Origin of the sequence: Pseudoalteromonas sp. T1lg21, assembly GCF_002964625.1 — a bacterium.
In the GTDB taxonomy this organism is placed as follows: domain Bacteria; phylum Pseudomonadota; class Gammaproteobacteria; order Enterobacterales; family Alteromonadaceae; genus Pseudoalteromonas; species Pseudoalteromonas gelatinilytica.
The window spans coordinates 242267-262941 of sequence record NZ_PQBX01000061.1; the positions used below are offsets into that span (position 1 = coordinate 242267).

General features: G+C 43.0%; 15 protein-coding genes. 7 read left to right on the forward strand and 8 right to left on the reverse strand.

Annotation, left to right across the window (positions count from 1 at the left end):
- Positions 1-15: 15 nt before the first annotated feature.
- Both C2M25_RS17810 and C2M25_RS17815 read right to left on the reverse strand, forming a co-directional pair.
- Complete coding sequence (locus C2M25_RS17810) at positions 16-1185, reverse strand: BamA/TamA family outer membrane protein (protein ID WP_233999077.1); 1170 nt, start codon at positions 1183-1185, stop codon at positions 16-18.
- A 44-nt stretch (positions 1186-1229) separates the two neighbouring features.
- A complete protein-coding gene (locus C2M25_RS17815) occupies positions 1230-2021 on the reverse strand; it encodes a hypothetical protein (protein ID WP_063701259.1) in 792 nt (263 codons plus the stop codon).
- Positions 2022-2410: 389 nt separating this feature from the next.
- On the opposite strand from C2M25_RS17815, the gene C2M25_RS17820 reads away from it, so the two are divergent.
- A complete protein-coding gene (locus C2M25_RS17820; RefSeq protein ID WP_063701256.1) occupies positions 2411-3907 on the forward strand; it encodes an arylsulfatase in 1497 nt (498 codons plus the stop codon).
- A 55-nt stretch (positions 3908-3962) separates the two neighbouring features.
- Here C2M25_RS17820 and C2M25_RS17825 read toward each other — a convergent pair whose 3' ends face one another.
- The 4 genes from C2M25_RS17825 to C2M25_RS17840 all read right to left on the reverse strand — a co-directional run bounded on the left by C2M25_RS17825 (position 3963) and on the right by C2M25_RS17840 (position 9955).
- Positions 3963-6203, reverse strand: a complete 2241-nt coding sequence (locus C2M25_RS17825) for a CDC27 family protein (RefSeq protein WP_234003605.1) — start codon at positions 6201-6203, stop codon at positions 3963-3965.
- A gap of 151 nt (positions 6204-6354) precedes the next feature.
- Entirely contained in the window at positions 6355-7581 is a 1227-nt protein-coding gene (locus tag C2M25_RS17830; RefSeq protein ID WP_082873990.1) for a threonine/serine ThrE exporter family protein, read from the reverse strand.
- A gap of 149 nt (positions 7582-7730) precedes the next feature.
- Positions 7731-8951: a glycosyltransferase gene (locus C2M25_RS17835; protein WP_063701250.1), complete on the reverse strand. Its 1221-nt coding sequence runs from the start codon at positions 8949-8951 to the stop codon at positions 7731-7733.
- Positions 8948-9955, reverse strand: a complete 1008-nt coding sequence (locus tag C2M25_RS17840; protein ID WP_063701247.1) for a LacI family DNA-binding transcriptional regulator — start codon at positions 9953-9955, stop codon at positions 8948-8950. Before C2M25_RS17840 ends, C2M25_RS17835 begins: the two co-directional genes overlap by 4 nt.
- Before the next feature lie 162 nt (positions 9956-10117).
- On the opposite strand from C2M25_RS17840, the gene C2M25_RS17845 reads away from it, so the two are divergent.
- Entirely contained in the window at positions 10118-12571 is a 2454-nt protein-coding gene (locus tag C2M25_RS17845) for a S9 family peptidase (protein WP_105181763.1), read from the forward strand.
- A gap of 127 nt (positions 12572-12698) precedes the next feature.
- Here the strand turns inward: C2M25_RS17845 and C2M25_RS17850 are convergent, their stop codons facing one another.
- Positions 12699-13604 (reverse strand): LysR family transcriptional regulator, encoded by a 906-nt coding sequence (locus tag C2M25_RS17850; RefSeq protein WP_105173617.1) that lies wholly within the window; start codon positions 13602-13604, stop codon positions 12699-12701.
- Positions 13605-13710: 106 nt separating this feature from the next.
- On the opposite strand from C2M25_RS17850, the gene C2M25_RS17855 reads away from it, so the two are divergent.
- Positions 13711-14472, forward strand: coding sequence for an SDR family NAD(P)-dependent oxidoreductase (locus C2M25_RS17855; protein WP_199775191.1), 762 nt, complete (start codon positions 13711-13713; stop codon positions 14470-14472).
- Positions 14473-14563: 91 nt separating this feature from the next.
- The gene (locus tag C2M25_RS17860) at positions 14564-15181 is read left to right on the forward strand and encodes a LysE family translocator (RefSeq protein WP_105173796.1); all 618 of its coding nucleotides are present in this window, start codon (positions 14564-14566) and stop codon (positions 15179-15181) included.
- A gap of 58 nt (positions 15182-15239) precedes the next feature.
- On the opposite strand, the gene C2M25_RS17865 is transcribed toward C2M25_RS17860, so the two are convergent.
- Positions 15240-16148, reverse strand: a complete 909-nt coding sequence (locus C2M25_RS17865; protein ID WP_063701233.1) for a LysR family transcriptional regulator — start codon at positions 16146-16148, stop codon at positions 15240-15242.
- Positions 16149-16266: 118 nt separating this feature from the next.
- On the opposite strand from C2M25_RS17865, the gene C2M25_RS17870 reads away from it, so the two are divergent.
- The 3 genes from C2M25_RS17870 to C2M25_RS22085 all read left to right on the forward strand — a co-directional run bounded on the left by C2M25_RS17870 (position 16267) and on the right by C2M25_RS22085 (position 20644).
- The gene (locus tag C2M25_RS17870; RefSeq protein WP_105181764.1) at positions 16267-18243 is read left to right on the forward strand and encodes a ligand-gated channel protein; all 1977 of its coding nucleotides are present in this window, start codon (positions 16267-16269) and stop codon (positions 18241-18243) included.
- Between the two features lie 221 nt (positions 18244-18464).
- Positions 18465-19826 (forward strand): extracellular catalytic domain type 1 short-chain-length polyhydroxyalkanoate depolymerase, encoded by a 1362-nt coding sequence (locus tag C2M25_RS17875; protein WP_234003606.1) that lies wholly within the window; start codon positions 18465-18467, stop codon positions 19824-19826.
- Entirely contained in the window at positions 19781-20644 is an 864-nt protein-coding gene (locus C2M25_RS22085; RefSeq protein WP_234003607.1) for a thrombospondin type 3 repeat-containing protein, read from the forward strand. The genes C2M25_RS17875 and C2M25_RS22085 overlap by 46 nt, the downstream gene beginning before the upstream one ends.
- Positions 20645-20675: the final 31 nt, after the last annotated feature.

Here is a 20675-nt window from a genome sequence, read left to right on the forward strand (position 1 = left end):
AAGTATTAGTTTGAGTTACCAAGTAGACCCCGCCTGAATATAAATTGCGTTTTGTTCAGGGCCATGGGCTACATCTAAGCCAATACTAATTCCGTAATGCTCATCAATTAAATAGCGAAAGCCTGCACCAACAGTGTCTATGGTTTCAGCTTTTGATAAGTCAGAAAAGTTATCGGCTGCCCAGCCCATGCCAGTAAACACATTGAGTTTTATTTTGTGAGTGATTTTATAGCTCGCTTCTGCTTCGGTAACAAATACATCAAGGCCTTGATAGCGAGTTGCAGACACACCGCGAAGGCTAATACTTGGCGGAATATATACCGGTAAGCGTTTCTCTCCTCGGTTATTAACTGAGTCATACTGCATGCGCAGAGCAAAATTGAATTTATCGGTGTAACGCCAGTAATTTAAGGCGGTAAGCTTTAAGCTCGTGTAATCAACTTTACTGCCAATTGCCTCATCATAATATAAATATTCGGCCTTATAATTAAAACCTCGCTCAGGGTTAAGCGGGTTATCTCGGCTATCGTATTCTATTAATGGGCCAATACCTGACGTATTTACATCAAGTGAAAGGTGGTCCTTGATAATATCGTTTTCGAGCAGAAAATCTTCGATAGGGTTTTCGGCTAAGCTTATTTCTACTTGACGATAAATCTGTTTGAAGCCGTAAAAGAAGTTACTGTCGTCATAGCGCAACTTAAGGTTTTGAAACACCGCCGGACCTTCAATATTCAACGATAATGGTGTGAGTAGCTTGATCTCGTCGAAGGTATAAAAATCAAGGTTTATACTCGCCCAGCCAACAATCCCTTGATAGCGAATACGGTCCTCATCCCAAAACGTAATATGACCAACAGCGCCGCCTTTGGTGCCATTTTTAGTGCCCATGAGGCCAACCAAACTTATACTTTGTGGCAGAGTAGAGCCGTCTTTTTTCTTCTTTTTGGCTTTCTTTTCGTTGTCATGAAAAAATAAGCCAACAACACCAAGACCAGGCCCTACAGCTGGCTCTGTAATAAAAGTCGGAATAGGTAAAAATGAAATGGGCTCATCAACTTTTTGCTGTTGATTACTTAATTGCTGCTCTGCAGGTTTTATTGCATATTCATCGTAACTTGATGCAACGCCTTGTGTGCTTAACAAACTTGCTGCAAGCATAGTTATTAATACAACTTTTTTCACTTAATCCCTTACCTTGTTGTTTATTCTTTATTTCACATTTTAATTTATAGCTGATAATTAAATTCTAGACGATGATCACCATCTATAAAGTCAACGTTTTCATTCCAATTTGCGAAATAGCGTAGATTCATACGCGGGTTAATTTGATAACTTGCTGCAAACTCATGGGTCAAAATATGACTTTGGTTTAGACCGTAGTAGTGGTCTTTATAGTTATCGCTACCGCCGATAGTTGTTAGCCAAAATGGATTGTAGTTAAGCCAAATTTTATCGTTAATAGTAATTTTTGCATACATACCCACTAAACCATAGGCTCCCATAATGGAATAACCACTGTCACGACTACCATCATCTTCTAACGTATTTTCACCGAGCGATGCACCCACACCAGCTAACGGGTAAAAGGTAAAACGCCCCATAGGTTTTAGTGCTTTTATATAGCTATACGAAACATCCATACTTTCGTCAGCAACAAGGTTGGCATTTAGGTTATAGTTGGCATCAATCTGTGTTGCACTCATAGTGCTTAAGTCAACTGAGAAGTTTCGAAAGCGGAATGAGTCAATTGAATCCGTCGTTTTGCTATCGCTCTCCCAGCCTAGCGCATCGCCATATATGCCTTTTACTTCAATCACATTCATGCCGGCAGTTGTTGCTATGCCCGTATCGTATGCTTGGCCAACTTTGAAATTGAGCCCTTTATTTGTAGCGCCAACTCCTACTTGAGTATAAACGGCCAGAGGGTCTGACATGTCTTGTACTTCTTTTTTCTCAGCCGCATGGCTCGAAGCTGCAATCATAAGCGTTAGTAAAGAGGGGAATCGAAGAGAAGTCATGTGTTTTCCTTACACAAAAGTTTGAAAAATTAATGTTTTTTAGTTTATATAAGTTGAAATTAGATACTTTTAGCTTAATAAATTCTCGACTTCAGCCTCTAAAGAGGCATCCATTTATTCCTTTCTGAAATAAAAATAGCATAAAAATAGTGACAAATGCGAGAACAAAAATCGAACAAGCCTCAGTAAATAAAACGAGGCAATCAAAAAGCACTTAAGTATTGTTTTGCTATTGTTTTTCAGTGGCTTAATAAAAATGTGTGATTTTTGTGGAAATTTGATTTAAATCGTTTTTGCCGCTTTTAGAGACTAGACTGGTTTGTTTTTTAATCTATACTGAAAGCTGCTCATCTAGAGTAAAAAGTACTATTAATGAAAAGGGATGATTTATGAAAAAACTAATAGCGGCGGCTATTTGTGGCTTAGTTTCAACGGTAAGCCTAGCAGCAGATAAACCAAACGTATTAGCCATTATGGTTGATGACGTTGCGCCAATCTCACTCAGTGCATACTCGCACGGTATGACCTACCCAACCCCCAATATTGATCGCATTGCTAACGAAGGAGCGTTGTTTACAGACCACTATGCACAACCTAGTTGTACAGCGGGTCGCGCTGCGTTTTTAATGGGGCAATTACCAATTCGAACAGGCTTAACAACGGTAGGCCAACCGGGTAACCCGCTTGGCATTAAAGAAGCCGATCCTACGCTAGCTGAATTTTTAAAAGATCGCGGTTACATGACTGCGCAATTTGGTAAAAACCACTTAGGTGATTTAGATGAGCACTTACCAACAAAGCATGGCTTTGATGAATTCTACGGTAACTTGTATCACCTCAATGTATCCGAAGAGCCTGAACAAGCGGATTACCCGAAAGATCCTAAGTTTGTGAAAAAATTTGGTCCACGTGGTGTTATCGAATCTTACGCCAACGGCAAAATCATCGATACTGGCCCACTTACTCGTAAACGTATGGAAACTTTTGACGAAGAAGTGTTAGAGCGCTCACTTAACTTTATGGAACGTGCAGTTAAAGCAAAAAAACCTTTCTTTATTTGGCATGCGTCTAGCCGTATGCACGTTTACACTCACTTAAAACCTGAAAGCCGAAACTTAGCGACGGGCATTAGTTCGGAAGAAGACGTATTTGGTAGTGGCCTGATTGAACATGACGGTCATGTAGGCAAGCTGCTTGATAAACTTGATGAGCTAAAAATTGCCGATAACACCATTGTTATTTACACCAGTGATAATGGTCCTGAGCAATCAAGCTGGCCTGATGCAGGTACAACTGAATTCCGCGGTGAAAAAATGACAACTTGGGAAGGCGGCGTACGTGTGCCTTTCTTAGTTCGTTGGCCAAACAAAATACCAAAAGGCTTAAAGCTAAATGGTATTTCATCGCATGAAGATGTTTTCCCTACAATTGCGGCTGCATTAGGTGAAAAGAACTTACGTGAAAAGCTTAAAAAGTCAGATAAAGTGTATATTGATGGTGAAAACAACCTAGCTTACTGGACTGGCAAGGCGGATAAGTCTGCGCGTAACTATTTCTTCTATTACTATGAGTCACAGCTTACAGCAGTGCGTTTTGGTCCATGGAAAATGCACTTTGCGACTAAACCAAATGGCTTATATTACGAAGACATGGTAACTCATAGCATGCCTAAGCTATTTAACTTACGTAAAGATCCATTAGAGCACTATGATGGAGTAACAGGATTTCACCAAATCATGCGTAAGAGCTGGTTGCTACAGCCGATTATTGCTAAGTTAAACGAACATGTACAATCTTTTGTAGAGTTCCCACCACGTCAAGAGTCAGCGTCTCTTAACGTGAATGAAGCAATCGAAAAAGCAAAATCACTAAACTATGGTCATTAATTATTATCCATAAGTTAAGTTGAAAAGGGCCTGTTAGGCCCTTTTTTAATACTTATTAATTGATGCTATTCATCATTTCGAGCTGTTTCACAAACTGCTCAACTTGTTGGTTACCCGGTACCAAGCGGGCGAGGTTTCTGGCATAAAACAGCGCTTGTTTGTAGTTCTCTTGTGCCACATACCACTGTGCCAAACTGTAGCTAATATCCGGGTTATTCGGTGTTAGATTAAAGGCGCGCTCAAGGGCCGCTATGGCTGCGGGCATATTGCCTAAATCTTGTAACAGTAACGCGTAGGTATACTGATAGTTTGCATTTTCTTGTGCGAACTGCGCGGCTTTTTGTAAATGGTTAAGAGCTATGTCTTTTTGTTTTGTGCGAATAAGGCTCATTGCCAGGGCATAATGAATATCGCCGCTTTCTGCATTTACGTCTAAGCCTTGTTTTAAGATGGTTTGCGCTGCTTTTTCATCACCTTGATTACGATATAAATCTGCTAAATTGACATAAGCAGGAGCAAAAATAGGCTCAACACTGATTGCTTGCAGGTAATGTGCTTTGGCTTGCTCAGGCTTTTGTAATGTGAGCGCCAAATTGCCTAAATTGGTATGGGAATAGCCACGCTCTGCTTGGTATTGCTGAATGCCTTTGTACTCATCAAGGGCTGCATTTAAGCGCTTGCTGTCTTGTTCATTAAGACCAGCCGGAAATGGCTGAATTAACATGGCCGCCAGTGCTCTTGCAGCTTCGGCTCTGATGGGTAAATGTTCATCATCTAAAAGCGGGTTTAATAGGCGCCAGCGCTGATTGATATCAAATGGCATAGCCGCTTCAATGGCGGCTTGGCGTTTTAATGGTTCGCTGTCTTTTACTGAGCGAGCAATCGCAACGACAGCATTATTATCTGGGCTTGCTGCTAAGCGGCTTAATGCTGAAGCGCGAATAATCTCAGGAAAGCTTTTATCTTGCACTATTTTGGTCAGCATGGTTGAGGCATTAGGTAAACGATTATCGGCAGCATAAAACGCCTCCGAAAAATGCGCAGTGCCAAGGTGTTTTGAATGAGGATGCCAGTCTTTTATTTTGGCAACCGCCCACTGCGGTGTCTTATCTTCATGGCAGCTATTACAGGCATTTGGGGCATTGGTTTTTAATGTTAAATCTGGACGCGGTACCCGAAAGCTGTGGTCGCGCCTTGCATCAACTTGCATATAAGTAGTAGTGGGCATATGACAATCAACACATTGGCTGCCTGTACTTGCCACTTTATGACCGTGATGTTTAGGCGTATCGAACACCTCTTGGCTATGACATTGCGTGCAGGTTTGATTACCCGGCAGCTTTAATTTTCCCGAATGAGGGTTATGACAGTTACTACATGTTACCCCGGCATTGAACATTTTACTTTGTAAAAATGAGCCCCAAACATAATCTTCGTCCCACACTTGACCATCAACGTGATAAAGCTCAGGAGTCAGTAATGAGCCTTGAAAGTGTTGTAAAAAACTATGAGGGTCTTTGCGGTCGTCGAGTTGTGAGCGGCGTGAGTGGCAGGTTGCACACACTTGCACTTGCTCGCTTTTTACCAGAGGCTGCACGCTCTGCATACTGCCATCAGCGTGTTGAGTAAACAGTGGGGTTTGCTTTTTAATATTATGCGTAAAACCCTTATCGGCAATACTGCTATCGCCATCAGCCCATTTTAAATGAGCTTGTGTATCGCCATGGCACGCTTTACAGCTCACGTTAATACTTGAATAAGTTGAATCAAAGCTATTTGTTTTAAGATCAAATTGCTTTTTGAAATCCGTTGAATGGCAATCGGCACACATGTGATTCCAGTTTTGGCCTTTTTGCGACCAATGAAATAGGTCATGTTTTTTCTGCTCAGGATGCAGTACAAACCAGCGCTGGCCACCGTTTGTTTTACTGCGTGAGTCCCATGCAAATGGAAACAGCTGAATGTGGCCTTGACCCATATCAAACATGTATTGCTGCAATGGCTCATAGCCAAATGTGTATAAAACAGGGTAAGCAGTCAGCTTGCCCTCAAGGTTTGGCATGCTTATAAAAAGTTGTTGGTCTTGTTGATAAAAGCGCGCTTGCTGGCCTTGATAGTCGAGGGTTTGTTCGTTGAAATTACCAAGCACTGAAGCGGGAGTGGCTTTTTCCATAGCATGAAAATGATGGGAGGTTTGCCAGTCTTCAACTTGGCTTTGATGACAGTTCACACACTGGGGTTCTGCAAATGCACTAAATGCGAAAAAGCTGCATAACAGCCAAGCCAATCTTATCACTGAATAAATCCTTTTTATTTTTACCACATGCACTTAGAGTTATATCAGTTTGTTATTGATAAGCAAAGTCAGGTAGGCAAACAGCAGCAATAAAATCAGGGATGTAAGGTGAAATAAAAAGAAAAAGCCCGAGAAACTCGGGCTAAGTAAGTTATAGACTTTTCTTCGGTGGCAGCGCGACGTTAGCAAAGATAAGCCCCGCCACTAATGACATGAATATCAAGAAGGTTTGTTGACCAATATGTTCGGCATACACGAAATCTTGACCTTCAATCAATGAGTTCAAACCAATATAGGTTTTACTGCCTGGCACCAATACTATCAAGCCTTGCATGGCAACAATGGAGGCGGGTGCATTAGCAACACGGTTAAACAAGTTACTGAACACTCCAACAGATAAAGCGCCAACAAATGTGCCCAATGTGTAGTCTAGATACATGGCAGAACCAATACTTGTGCCATACGCGATAAAGCCAGAAGCAATAGACCAACCCGCATGCTTTAGTTTGGTTCTAAAAATGACAATTAGGCTGCTACAGAGCATGAATATAGCAAGCCATGCGGTCCATTTTGGTAAAGGCTCTGGTTGCACGTAGTCTGCTTGACCAAAAATAGCGAAGCCAATACCAATACCAATGAAAGCACCAAAATACAGCTTAAACAGCAGCATGAATGAGTCCATCACCCGTGCTGTACCAGACACCAAGTGCCTTGCTGCAAGCTCAGCTAATCCAAGTGCTAATGCTAAACCGGGTATAAACACAATGATGGCTGAAAGCACCACCAATCGAATGTTTATTTCGGCGTCTAGGTAAACACTGACCGCACACGCGATAATTGCAGAAACAATGGCAACTAAAGGCTCAAGCATATGCGCAACGCGTTTTGAGCGTGTTGACCAAAGCACAAACAAATACACCACTAAGGTGATCAGTGCTGACCAAAATACATCATTCCAGCCTGTGCCCATTAACATGGCAAATGCACCGCCAGAGGTTGCAAAAGCAACGCCGGTCATAAATCTATTATATGGGTTTGGCAGGTTATAAATGATGTCGAGTTGTTTATCGACCTCTTGTAGCGTTAGCTCACCGTTGAGCATTTTGTTTACTAAGTCATCGGTATCTGCCAGCGAGCCTAAGTCGTGATCGCCCGGATCAACACGCGCAACATGGGTGTACTCTTCTTCGTGACCATCTGTCCAAATAACAAAGGTGACAGATGTTGGCGACATAACAAAAGATGATTTTAAGCCGAGGTAAGTCGCAACTTCCATTAAGTGCGCTTCTAGTCGGTATGCAGGTGTACCGTATTTATGAAGCATTTTGCCAAGCTTCACGATAAATTTTCGTTTTTCAGTAAACGTTGCGGTTTTCAAAGGCGTTTTGAACCAAAGGTTAAATTGTTCAGTTAAGGATAGACCAAAATTCAATAAGATATAGTCTAATAGCAAGACTATATCGCTTAAATTGACCAGCGCGATTTTAGCGGCAAAAGCCGCTATGTCTAGTGTTATTTACGGCAAAATTACTTATTTTTTGCTTCAATCCACTGCGCCATATATTGGGTCGAACGCATGGTGTGATGTTTGAGCATTTGGCCTGTAAAATTTAGCTCTCTATGCTGTGCTAATGACTCACTAATAGCGGTAATTTTAGCGATTAACTGCGATTGAAGTTTTGATTTGTCATAATATTTTTGCAATAACAGCTGGCCATTTTGCTGTGCTTGGGTAAACAGAGCTTCATCTTGATAAAGTGCCACTGCTGCATCAGCAAACTGCTGTGCATCTTCACAGATTGCACCTGACCATGGTTCGTCTTGATGCATGCCTTCACTACCAATTGGGCTTGTTACGCTTGGCGTTTGCATGATCATCGCTTCGAGTAACTTGCCTTTAATACCCGCCCCAAAACGTAGTGGCGATAAACACACACGGGCATCTTCCATTACTTTATAGGCATCATCTGCCCAGCCCTTAATTAAAAATCCGGTTTTCGGATTGTTAAGGGCTGTCGCCTTTGGTGGCGGGTAAGAGCCATAAATGTGGAGTTCGGCATCAGGTAATTGCTTGCGGATCAGCGGCCAAATTTGTTGTAAGTACAACACAGCATCCCAGTTTGGCGCATGACGAAAATTACCTATGGTCATAAAGTGTTTGCGCTCAGCAAATGCTTTGGTGCTGGTGGGAATATGCTGTAAATCAACCAAAAATGGTAAGTGGTGAAGTAGGGCGCTATCGACTTTGAAAACGTCATTGAGCAGCTGCATCTCGTAGTGCGAGATAATTAAGCTGATGTCTGAGCGTAAAATAGCCGCGATTTCTCGTTTTGCAATATCACTGTGTAAATCGCTATGGCTGAATGCTCGACCTGCTTTATGAGCGTCGTGGCGGGCATTTCTTAGGCACTGTAAATCTTCGGTATCAAGAATCTTAAGTGCATTAGGGCAGTATTTATCGACTCGCCAACCGAACTGCTCTTCCATCATAAAGCGGTCAAACATCACAATATCAGGGTTATACGCTTGCACGTACTCATCAAAGCTTGAGCAGTTTAATGCAATGACCTGTGTGGTAATGCCATCTACGCTGAGATCCACCATGTGCTCGGTTTTTTGCGCGGGGCTTGCAAATTCAACTTGCCAGTTTTCTGCGCGAAAGGCGCGCAGGAGTGACATCATGTGGGTGCCGGCTGCCGACGAATTAGGCTCAGGCCATACATAGCCGATCACTAACACTTTTTTCATTGACTTGAGTCTCGTATTTTTAAGTTAACATCCACCAAAGTGCGAACTGGGGGTGTTGATTTATCTAAGAGTTCTTTTAACACCTGACAGGTGCGTTTACCGATTTCATCGGCATTAATGGCGATGGTTGAAAGAGAAGGCAGCATTAAGCGCGAATCTTCTAAGTCATCAAAGCCAATAACTTTGATATCTTGACCCGGCTCTAGGCCGTGTTGACGCATTGCTTCAATCGCGCCATAGGCAATCACATCATTAAAACAGACAATGGCTTTGGTATTTGGTGCTTGCTCTATAAGGGTATTAAAGGCTTCTCGGCCCCCTTGGCGATTTGTCGGCGCTTGAATAACGGGTTTTTCATCGGTGATATTAAATTGATCAAGCGCAGACAAAAAACCACTTAACCGTTCATGGTAATCAGATATTTCTGCCGTGCCGCCTAAAAAGGCTATTTCTTCAATGCCTTGTGATAAAATATGGCTGGTTGAAATGTGCGTGCCTTTTTTGTTGTCAGGCAAAATACACGGCGCTGCTGAAAACGGAATTTCACGCATGATATTAATAACCGGAAAGCCGCTATTTATTAAATCATCCTGCCACTGCTGTTGTGTGCCCGGAGCCGGACACATGATGAACGCCGAAACGTTGTATTCTTTTAAGGTTTTTACCACTTGGGTTTGTCTTTCTACACACTCTGCAATATTCACGAGCATTGGCAGCATGCCAAGTTCAAAAATGTGTTTTTCGAGACCAACAGCAAGCTGAGCTGAATAGGGGTTGGTTAAGTCGTTTATAACCAACGCAACGAGGTTTGAGCGTTTGCTGCGAAGTGCTGCAGCATCACGGTTATACACATAACCAAGCTTATCAATGGCAGCCAGTACTTTTTCTTTACTTTTTTTACTGACCTTATCACTGTTGGTAAGGACCAAAGACACGGTTGATTTTGAAACTTGCGCTTGTTCAGCAACATCCCAAATTGTGACTTTGCCTGTCGATTTTTTCATTTTTATTAGCAAAAAGTGGTGAATAGAGTGCTTTTATTTTAGCGTAATTTAGCAGTTTAAGTCACTGATTGGCTGCTAAAAGAGTCGAAACTCTTTATGAAATGCTGCAAACATGTTCTACTTGTTTACAGAATAGAAAATAAAAACGAAAAAGGAACGAACATGAAAGCATTCAAATTGCTTTTTGCGCTGGTCATTGGCGCAGCTGTTTGCACACCCAGTTTTGCCAATCAAGGTTATCAAACCCCATCGCCTGCACTGGCTGCTGTGGTTGATGCTAAGCTTGCACCGAGTAGTTATTTATCGAATGATGGTCAGTGGTTGGCGTTATTTGATAGAAAACGCATCGATACCTTACAAGACTTAGCCAAAGAAGAGTTAAAGCTTGCAGGTATTAAGCTTAATCCAGCTAATTTCTCGCGCTCGAGAGAACGAAATAAATTTACATCTTTAGTGCTTAAGCATGTCGAAACCGGTTCTGAAATTGTTGTGTCGGGTTTGCCAAACGGTATTTTACGTTCACCAAGTTGGTCAAGCGACAGCCAGTACTTGGCGTTTGTGGTTGAGCAAGCAACGAGTGCTAATCTATGGGTTTATAATGTAAGCACTAAACAAGCCCGCCAGCTCAGTGATACCTCGCTGAACTCGGTTTTAACCAGCACACCTTACACTTGGCTGCCAGATAGTAGCGCCATTGTTGCTAATGCCGCGGTCAATATTGGTAAAACGCGCATCAGCAATGACAGCACGCAAGTCGTGCCGGTTATCCAACAAAGCAGTGGTGAAAAAGCACCTGCGCGTACATATCAAAATTTGCTAACTAGCCCATATGATGAAGCGCAATTTAAATTCTTTGCACAAAGCCAATTGACTTATATTCCGCTCAGTGGTCAAGGCCAACCAATTGGTCAACCGGGCTTAATTAAATCGTTTTCGGTCTCGCCTGATTCTACCAATATTTTGGTTGGTATGATTGATGAGCCTTTTTCGTATCAAGTGCCTTACAGCCGATTTGCTGCAACTTGGCAAATTTGGGGCATGCGTGGCTATACGTTAGCAGAGCTTGCGAAGCAGTCTTTAGCAGATAACATTCCACAAGGCTATGACAGTGTGCGTACTGGTCGCCGTGATTTTCAATGGCGAGCAGATCAAGGCGCTGAAGTCATTTGGGCAGAAGCGCAAGACGGCGGCGATATGAAAACCGACGTGCCTTATCACGATCACCTTTATAGCCTAAGAGCACCTTTTAAACGTGATCCACAGTTATTTGCTAAAGTCGAACGCCGATTTGATTCAATCGCTTGGGGCAATGGCAATGTTGCTTTGTTATCTGAGTGGCGCTTTAGCGATCGACAAGAGCGCGTCTTTGTAATTCAACCGCGTAATGCAGATAAAAACCGTGTGCTATTTTCAGAGCGCAGCTATAACGATGCTTATAAAGATCCAGGTTACCCAATCTATGAAAAGAATGATTTAGGCGCTGACGTATTAAAAGTTGTTGGCGGCCGTTATCTTTTCTTACGTGGTAATGGTGCCTCTGAACAGGGCAATATTCCGTTTTTAGACCGTTATGATGTAAAAACCAATACCACAACTCGCGTTTGGCAATCAGAAGCGCCATATTATGAGCGTGTGCGTGCCATGCTTGATGACGAAGGCGAGCGTTTAATTACCATTCGCGAATCTAAAACTGAGCAACCTAACTTCTTTATTCGCGACCTAGACGATAAAACCCTGACCCAACTTACGACTTTTGAGCACCCTTATCCAGAGTTTAAAGGAGTGACTAAAGAGTTAATTCGATACAAGCGTGATGACGGCGTTGAGCTTAGTGGTACGCTTTATTTGCCGCCGGGTTATGATGCAACTCAAGGCCCGTTACCAGTTCTAATGTGGGCTTATCCGCTTGAATACAAAGATAAAGCCGTTGCGTCACAAATGCGCGAATCGCCATATGAGTTTACCTATATCGGTTATTGGGGGCCAATGCCTTATCTTGCAAAAGGTATTGCCGTATTTGACGACCCGAAAATGCCAATTGTGGGTGTTGATGGTAAAGAGCCGAACGACTTATTCCGTAAGCAGCTGGTTGCAAGTGCTAAAGCTGCGGTAGATGTACTTGTTGAAAAGGGTGTGGCAGATAAAGACAAAATTGCCATTGCCGGTCACTCTTATGGTGCCTTTATGGTGGCGAATTTGTTAGCGCACAGCGATTTATTTAAAACCGGTATTGCTCGCAGTGGTGCTTACAACCGCACCCTAACGCCATTTGGTTTCCAAGGTGAAGAGCGTGATTTTTGGCAAGCGCAAGATGTGTACGCGGCGATGTCACCGTTTTTCCATGCTGAGAAAATCAATGAGCCTATGCTGATGATCCACGGTCAAGAAGATCCAAACTCGGGTACCTTCCCAATGCAAAGTGAGCGTATGTATGCTGCATTAAAAGGCCTAGGTAAAGAAGCCCGCTTAGTGATGTTACCTTATGAGGCGCATGGCTATCGTGCTCGTAAGAGCCTGCTACATGTGCTTTGGGAGCAAGAGCAGTGGTTAGATAAATACTTATTAAGTGACGAAAAGCCCGCAGAGCCAGTTGCCGCTGACGGTGTTACTCAGTAATTATTTAGTTACTTACATAAAAAATCCCCGCCCTTTAAGCGGGGATTTTTATTTTAACGGTAGTGTTTTTGTTATTAGAAGCCGCTTTAAAAGAATCGATTTAACAATGAGGAGTATTTATTTAACACTAACTCTGGGTAATCGGTTTTAATTGCTCGCTTAACCAATCAATAAATACTCGGGTGCGCCTTGGTAAGTGACGTCGATTTGGGTAGACAATATTCATAGGCATGGGTGGTAAATTGTAGTCAGGTAAAACTTGGATAAGTTCACCACGGCTGAGCTCGTCGAGAACCCCATGACGAGGCACTTGAATAAGGCCAAGCCCTGCTAAACACGCTGCTTTATAGGCATCCGTATTGTTAACTGTGAGCTGTGATTTCATGGTCAGGGTTTGCCAATCGCCTTGTGTATCTTGGTATTCAAAGCCGGGGTCAAGTTGGCCGAGTGTTTGGCTATAGCGAACAATGTAGTGCTCGGCTAAATCGCTAAGCTTTGTGATGTTGCCATAGTTTTTAATATAACCTGGGCTTACACAGTTAATCATCGGGCAGTGGCCAATTCTTTTCGCAATCAGCGATGAGTCTTCTAAATGACCGACTCGCACTACACAATCAAAGCCTTCTTCAATGAGGTTAACTCGTCTGTCAGAACTGCTCAGTTCAATCTCTAATTGTGGGTGTGCAGATAAAAAGCTGTCTAGATTCGGCAGCACTAAACGTCTGCTAATTGGCTGTGGCATATCTACTCTAAGACGCCCTGATAACGCTTCGTCTTTTTTATGAAATAGGGTTTGTAGTTCGTCTATATCAGCAAGCATATCTTTGCAGCGCTGATAAAAAACTGTGCCTTCGTTGGTCAGCGTGACTCGCCTTGTTGTGCGGTTTAGAAGCCGAGCACCTAACGTATCTTCGAGTTGTTTGACCAACTGCGAGACAGATGATTTAGGCATGCTCAGTGCAAGTGCTGCAGCCGAAAAGCTTTTTAGCTCTGCAACCTGAACAAAGGTTTTCATGGCATTTAGTTCATTCATGATTGTTTGTTATTTACGAACAGTTAATTCAATTTTACATGGTTTATCTGGTTTTGCAGTGTAAATATACTGGTTGCTCAAAATAACTCCAAAGCAAAAGGTAAACATGATGAGCAACAAAATTGCAGTGATCACAGGTGGTAATCGCGGTTTAGGTAAAAATACAGTTTTAAGTTTGGCACGTAAGAACATTGATTGCGTATTTACTTACAGAAGCCATAAAGATGAAGCGCAGCAAGTTGTAGAGGAAGTCGCAGCGCTAGGGGCAAAAGCCGTCGCCATCCAACTTGATGTGAGCGATATTTTAGGTTTTGCTGAATTCAAACAAACACTTGAAAGTACCTTAGTAACACAATGGCAAACCTCTCGATTTGATTATTTAATCAATAATGCAGGTCATGGCAGTGATAGCGCATTTGCTGATACCAGTGAAGCTATGTTTGATAATTTGATGAATGTACATGTAAAAGGGGTGTTTTTCTTAACGCAAACACTGCATGAGATGATCAATGATGGCGGGCGTATTATTAACTTATCTTCAGGGCTGACACGTTTCGCATTACCAGGAAAAGCGGCCTACGCCACCATGAAAGGGGCCGTTGAGGTATTAACCAAATACCTGGCAAAAGAACTTGCTGGTCGCAATATTGCCGTGAATGTCGTCGCACCCGGTGCAATTGCCACTGATTTTGGTGGCGGTGCTGTCCGTGATAATGAGCAGGTTGCGCAATTAGTCAGTTCATTTACAGCCATGGGACGCGTTGGCCAAGCTGATGATATTGGTCCTATGATTGCGCAATTACTCGGTGATGAAAACCGTTGGGTGACCGGGCAACGCATTGAAGCATCGGGCGGTATGTTTTTATAAGTCTGTTAGCAATCGCGTGTTTGTTTGCTTATTTAAGTGAATGTGATTTAATCGCTTTCTCTTTTTAAGCAATAAACATGTGATTGCATTTATGCTCGATTTAGCAGTACTCGCGGTTTTTATTCCGACCTTTTTCTTTGTTTCTATTACACCTGGTATGTGTATGACGCTCGCCATGACGTTAGGGATGAGTGTGGGCATTCGACGTACGCTGTGGATGATGGTCGGCGAGGTGTTAGGCGTTGCTACGGTAGCCATTGCTGCGGTGATAGGGGTTGCCAGTATTATGCTTAATTACCCTGAATTATTTGCCTTTTTAAAATACTTAGGTGGTGCGTACTTAATATACTTGGGGGTTAATATGTGGCGCGCTAAAACCAGCTTTAAACCAAACGATGATAAACAGCAACAAATTGGTCGTGGGCAATTATTCTCGCAGGGTTATATCACTGCCATTGCAAACCCAAAAGGGTGGGCATTTATGATTTCTTTACTCCCTCCGTTTATTAATGTTGATTTAGCGGTTGCCCCTCAGCTTGCCGTATTAGTGAGCATTATTATGCTGAGCGAATTTATCTGCATGTTGATTTATGCTACCGGCGGAAAGAGCTTAAGGCTGTTTTTAGATAAAGGCGATAATGTGAAGTGGTTAAACCGTATTGCTGGCGCGCTAATGATGTGTGTGGGCGTTTGGCTGGCGCTGGGTTAACGCTAATTTGGATAATACCCATCCGCATACGGCAAATGGGTATTATCCTTGTAGCGTCTTAATCAACTAACTCAACTTGCTTAGACACATGGTTAAAGCACAGTCTTAATGTATCAATGGCGGTTTTTGTTTTTGCCGCTAAGCTGTCTCTCGCTGGAGTCACGGCATAAACAGTGTAATTTGGCATTGCCCATTCGGGTGCAATTTCAACCAGCTCTTTCGATTTTAATAAATGCCTTACTTCTGGCTCTGGTAACACGCCATAGCCAACACCATCACACACTAATTTAATTAAGCTTTGCATATTATTTACGGTGATTTTTGCTTTTGGTAATGGCTTACTTGCCAGCGTTAACGGGTTAAACGCATTACTGTCGGCGTTGCTGTGCGCGATACGGGCAAAGTTACCTAGATCTTCCCAACTGGCCTTATCAAGTTTGCTAATTGCATGGTCTTTATGAGCACATAGCTTTAACGGCCAAGTAGCTAACTTACGAGCAACGAGATTTGAGTCAGTTAAAGGGCCAATCGCAATCGCTAGATCAGCGCCGCATTTGATCATATCAATTGGCTCATCAGTCAAAATTAACTGAATACGTAAATCATCAAACTCGTTGATTAAGCGATCTAAAGGCTCACTTAATAGGCCGCCGCCAAATCCCACAGGCGCAACTAATTTGAGCTCACCACTGGGTTTATTTTGTAAGTGTTGTAACTGTGTACTGGCTTGATCAGCCAGTGCCAACATTTTCAAACAGCTTTGATAATACAAGTGGCCTGCTTCGGTTAATGTGAGTTCGCGTGGGCTGCGGTTAAATAGGCTTAACCCGATTTCTTGCTCTAATTGCTTAATGTGTTGACTGACAGCCGATGTGGTCATCGATAACTCTGCAGCTGCACTGCTCATATTGCCCGTTTCAACAGTACGAGAAAATACACGCAATGTTTTGATCAGCTTGGAATTCATGGTTCAGGCCTTCTTAATTCAGTTTTAAGAAATCGTAAATTGTGAAAATCGGGACTTCTCATTAGTATGCAAACGCTAATTATTATCATTTATAAACAAAAAGTCACGGAGTATTATTATGACGAGGGTTGTTTCTTCTGTTTTACCACTCACCGCTGCTGTGTTAGCAGGTCTTTCCCATTTTGCATACGCTGATGACAAAAAACAAGATATGGAAGTCATCGTCGTTTCGGCTTCAGGTTACGAGCAAATGCTAAAAGAGGCGCCAGCCAGTATCAGTGTTATTGACCGAGAGCAGCTTGAAAAACGTTTTTATCGTGATCTAACCGATGCGATGACCGATGTTCCCGGTGTGGTTGTCACAGGTGGTGGCGACAGAAAAGATATTAGCCTTCGTGGTATGGCCAACCAATACACTTTAATTTTAGTTGATGGTCAGCGTCAAACATCACGCGAAACTCGACCAAACAGTGATGGTCCAGGTGTTGAAGGAGCATGGACTCCACCTATTTCGGCAATTGAGCGTATTGAGGTTATTCGCGGTCCTATGTCGTCGTTATATGGCTCAGATGCAATTGGTGGGGTTATCAATATTATTACCCGCAAAACACCAGAAAAGTGGTACGGCGAACTGCGTTTAGATAGCACGATTCAAGAATCAAGTGAATCGGGCAATATTAACCAAGGAAGCTTTTTCACCGCGGGTGGCTTAATTCCTGAGTTATTAGGTATGCAATTATCAGGTCAATTTTCAAAGCGTGATGAAGACGATTTTGAAGCAGGTTTTCGTGGCAAAGAGCAAAGCAATATCAAAGCGAAGTTTATCTTAACGCCTTCTGATAACCACGAAATCATGCTGGAAGTAGGCTCTGCAAAACAAAAACTTGACGAAACATTAGGCAAAACAGTTGCTCCTTTAGCTGAAGGTGAAAGCTGTGGCCGAAATGGCTGCCCAGAGTCATCAACCACAGAGTACGACCAAGAAACGTATTCACTAAGCCATAACGGTTTTTATGATTTTGGCTCATCACGCAGTTACTTAAAGTACGATAAATTTGATAATACTTCGCGCGAAATGTACGTCGAAAATACCGATGCGCAAACCAGCTGGACGCTGCCATTTACTGATCACAACGCAACACTTGGTGCAGCTTATTTAAAAGAAGAGCTTGATGATTACACAAGTAACAAAATTAGTGATCTAACGCATGTAGAGAACGAGCAGTGGTCAGTGTTTGCCGAAGATGAGTGGTCAGCAACGAAGCAGTTTAAACTCACAACGGGTCTTCGTTATGACCATGATGGTAACTTTTCAGGGCATGTCAGCCCACGTTTGTATGGTGTGTATACAGCGACTAAATCGTTGACGGTAAAAGGGGGTATCTCTACAGGCTTTAGAGCGCCGAATATTCGTCAATCTACCGCGGCCTGGGGGCAAGTGAGTCGAGGTGGTAATATTTACGGTAACCCAGATCTAAGCCCTGAAAAATCAGTAAACTACGAAATGGGTATCTACTATGATGCCAGCCGTGATTTATCGCTTTCAAGCACCGTATTTTACAACGAATTTGAAGATAAAATTACCCGTATTTCGTGCCCACTTACCCAGTGTACTGATGGACCAAACCAGTTTGGTTCGATGCCAACGACCTATGTCAATGTGGATGAAGCCGTTACTCAAGGTTTTGAGTTATCAGTATCTTACGACATTACCAGTGAGCTTGATGTCAGTGCCAATTACACTTACACCGATTCTGAGCAAAAAACCGGTGAATACAAAGGCAGCCCACTTAATCAATTACCGAAGCATATTTTACAAACTTCAGTTAATTGGCGCCCAGTTGATAAGCTAGGCACCTGGCTACGTGTTCATTACCGCGGCGAAGAAAGCCAGCCGACAACAGGCCCGTCGCAAGACAGCTTAATTGCGCCAGATTACACCTTGGCTGATATTGGCGGTAACTACGATTTAAGCCGCAGCATTAAGTTAGGGTTTGGTGTTTATAACTTGTTTAATAAAGAAATTACCGAAGCTGAATACGGATATGTTGAAGATGGTCGTCGTTATTGGCTATCAGTAGGGTTTAATTTTTAAGCCCATACTTTAGTAAAAGCAAAGCCAACGAGTTACGTTGGCTTTGTTAATGAAATTAACTTTAGTTTTGAAAATGACAATAAATCCAGTGGTGCTACCTTTGGGTTGTTTTTTAATGGCTGTATAGCACTATAGTTATAGTTCGCTTTTTAAATAGTTCTACTACATTGGGTTAGTCATCAACTGACAGACAACAATGATAACGACTATAAAGGCGATATATGCAAAAAGTAACACAATTATGTAAACGAAAATCAGCGTCGTTTACTCCACTCGCAGTGCTCTGTGCTGCTATTTTCTCACAGCCAAGTTTTGCAGGGAGTTGGCAGCAAAATGTCAGCATTGGCGGTTTTAATAATGTTCATATTTACACTCCTGATACGCAATCAAGCATAGGCAATGGCCATTCTTTGATGCTGGTATTACATGGCTGCGTACAACCCATTAATAACTACTTAACTGCGAATCTTGAAGATGCAGCCGAAGCCCATGGCATGGTAATAGCCGTTCCTGATGCAATGAATAAAGCAGGCTATAGCTGCTGGTCATATTGGCAAGGAGCAATCAATAGAAGCTCTGGCGATTATAAGAATTTGATTAATTTAGCCAATGCATTAAGTGGTGATGCAGCGCGTAATATTGATCCCAAACAAGTTTATATTGCAGGTTTATCATCTGGGGCTGCAATGGCTGCACAAACGGCTTGTGTAGCGCCTGATGTGTTTGCCGGGGTTGCACCCAGCGCCGGGCCGACCATCGGCACAAGTTCAAGTGGGGCAATTTCGACCTGTGAAACAGTGTCTGAAAACACCTTTGTATCCCGCTGTGAAAGCTATGCTGGCAGTTATAAAGATCATTTTGCGACACAAATAGCGGTGATTGGTCACGGTACTGCCGATACCACAGTCAATACCTGTTATAACCAGCAAAACGCAGATGGCTTTGCTGCCCTTTATGGGGTTAATCAACTTTCAGGTACGACAACAATAAGTGATGATGCAACGCGTACCGCTGAGCAGTCACTTTGGCAAGACAATCGGGTTGCTATGCTGTGGTTTAATAATTTGGATCATTCGTGGTCGGGCGGGCAAGGTGCGTCTGGCGATTATGTGGCGGCAAACAGTATTAATTTTGCAACCTATCTCGGTGAGTACTTTGCGGCTAATAATAAACGAGTTGATCGTAATGCAGGCCCTGAAATTAGTAATTTAACTGCCACAGACAGTAATAATCAGCTCACCATTACAGGCAGTGCAGTCGACCCAGAAGGCAGTGTAACGAATGTTGATATTAACGTGTATAGCCTAGCCGGTGGCGCGGCAAGCTTAATTGAGTCACTGAACGTGCAAGTCGATGCGAATAATACTTTTAGCGGGGTGACAAGTGCACTCAGCGATGGACTTTATGAAGTGCGTGTCAGTGCCACAGATAATGAAGCGAAACAAGGTAATGAAGCTAATCTAACGGTACGCGTTGGACCAGAGCCTGCGGCTACAGCACCGCTACTGAGTGACACTGCGGCTAGTGTAAACGGGCAGTGCGCTACGGTAACGGGCACGGTGATGATGATAATCAAAATTTAAGCACTGTCGTGGTCAGTTTTAGCAATGGTGATGTGACGGCTACAGTGAATGGGCTAGAGTACTTTGCTGAGCAATGCAATTTGGCTGGTGGCAATAATAACGCAGTGATCACCGCAACTGATGATACTGCGCTTACATCAACAGATAGCATTAGTTTTGTCATCGATGCTGGCGTAACAGGCGATTACAATCTTCATATCAACGAAGGCCACATTAGCTGGGGCGAAGGCTATTCTGCCTGTTATTTAGCGTTTGGAACCGCAGCCTTTACTATGCGCGAGTATTCAGCGGGCACAAATCAATGTCAGTGGATTGCTGATGATGATTCAAGTTGTGCAGGGCCATTACAAGCATGCAAAACCACCACCGAACCGACTAATGACGCAGACAATGACGGTGTGCTCGACGGCGCAGATAATTGCCCGAATGTGGCGAATGCTGATCAAGCCGATAACGATAATGACGGGGTTGGTAATGTGTGTGACAGCACTCCTGATGGTGAAACGAGTGACTCCGACAGCGATGGTGTCAGTGATAGCCTAGATAACTGCCCGCTGGTAGCCAATAGTGATCAGCTAGATAGTGATGCAGATGGTGTGGGTGATGCGTGTGACTCAACACCAAATGGTGATTACCAATGCACTGAAACCACCTCAAGCAACTATGCGCATGTGCAAGCAAATCGCGCAACCACGAATGGCTCTTACGCCTATGCGGTAGGCTCAGGTGATAACCTTGGTCTTTATAACACCTTTTATACTAGTACCTTAGCGCAAACTAGTGCTGGGTATTATGAATTAGGTAATTGCCCTAATTAATAGATGTGTGTCGCCCAAACGGGCGACACTT